General features: G+C 33.9%; 1 protein-coding gene. It reads right to left on the bottom strand.

The genetic code is table 11. The annotated features are described in order from the left end of the window. Positions 1-54: 54 nt before the first annotated feature. Positions 55-1558, bottom strand: a 1504-nt coding sequence (locus CD118_RS11880; RefSeq protein ID WP_103356763.1) for a class I SAM-dependent DNA methyltransferase, incomplete at its 5' end; no start/stop codon positions are given.

Genomic DNA, 1558 nt, shown 5'->3' with positions numbered 1-1558 from the left:
TATTTAGGTTGTTTCCCTCTATATATATACGTAGATAATTTATTTAATTGTACATTATACTCCATAACCTAACCCCTCCAATGATTTTCGGATTTGGTCTTCGAGTTCTTTTGATTTTGCAAATTGTTCACTTAAATCTGCTGTTATTCTTTCCATTTTCTGTTCAAATGGTTCTGAATCTTCTTCTACTTCTGCTAATCCTACATAACGTCCTGGTGTTAAGATATATTCATTGTCTTTTATTTCTTCTGTCTTTGCTACTTTACAGAATCCTGCTTTATCTTCATATTGGTTATCGCTTGTTCCGCGCCATGAATGATAGACATTTGCTATATCTTTTATTTCTTCATCTGAGAATTCTTTTAATGTTCTTGATACCATACTACCGATATGTCTAGCATCTATAAATAGTACTTCTCCACGTCGTTCATTCTTACCGTTTTTAGCTTTATTTTTTGTCACGAACCACAAACATACTGGAATTTGTGTTGAATAAAATAGTTGCCCTGGTAATGTAACTATACATTCAACTAAGTCTTGTTCAATTAAGTTTTTACGTATTTCTAATTCATCTTTACCACTTGTAGACATTGAACCATTCGCTAATACAAATCCTGCTGTACCACTTGGGGCAAGTTTAGAAATCATATGTTCAATCCATGCATAGTTTGCATTGCCTTTTGGAGGAATACCAAATTTCCAACGATAATCATCTAATAATTTTTCTTGTCCCCAATCGCTTGCATTGAATGGTGGGTTAGCCAATATAAAATCAGCTTTTAAATCTTTATGTAAATCATTATGAAATGTGTCTGCATGATGATCCCCTAAATCACTATCTATGCCTCGAATAGCCAAATTCATTTTTGCTAATTTCCAAGTAGTTGGATTAGATTCTTGACCATAAACAGCAATATCACCTATACGACCTTGATGGCGTTCAATAAAATGCTCACTTTGTACAAACATACCACCCGAACCACAACAAGGGTCATAAATTCTACCTTGATAAGGTTCAATCATTTCAACAAGTAATTTAACGATTGAAGCTGGCGTATAGAATTCCCCAGCATTCTTACCCTCAGCGCTCGCAAATTTTGCAATAAAGTATTCATAAACACGTCCCAAGACATCTTGCTTCTTACTTTCAGAGTCTCCGACCTTGAAAGTAAATAAATCAATAATATCTCCTAATTTTTCCTTGTCTAAAGCTGGTCTTGCGTAATCTTTAGGCAAGACCCCTTTTAAAGACTCATTTTCTCTTTCAATTGCTATCATAGCTTTATCAATAATTTGACCAATTTCTGGTTTCTTAGAATTATCGTTAATATATTGCCAACGTGCTTCTTTAGGGACCCAGAAGATATTCTCTGCTAAATACTCATCTTTATCCTCTTCATCAGCATATTCATCATTTAACAGTTCCTCGTACTTCTCTTCAAAAGAATCAGATACATATTTCAAAAATATAATACCTAACGCTACATTTTTATATTCTGCTGCATCCATACTTCCACGTAATTTATCTGCAGCTTGCCACAATTTCTCTTCAAATCCA

It is taken from the genome of Staphylococcus coagulans (assembly GCF_002901995.1).
GTDB classification, from domain to species: domain Bacteria; phylum Bacillota; class Bacilli; order Staphylococcales; family Staphylococcaceae; genus Staphylococcus; species Staphylococcus coagulans.
This window is presented reverse-complemented; position numbering and strand designations above follow the sequence as displayed.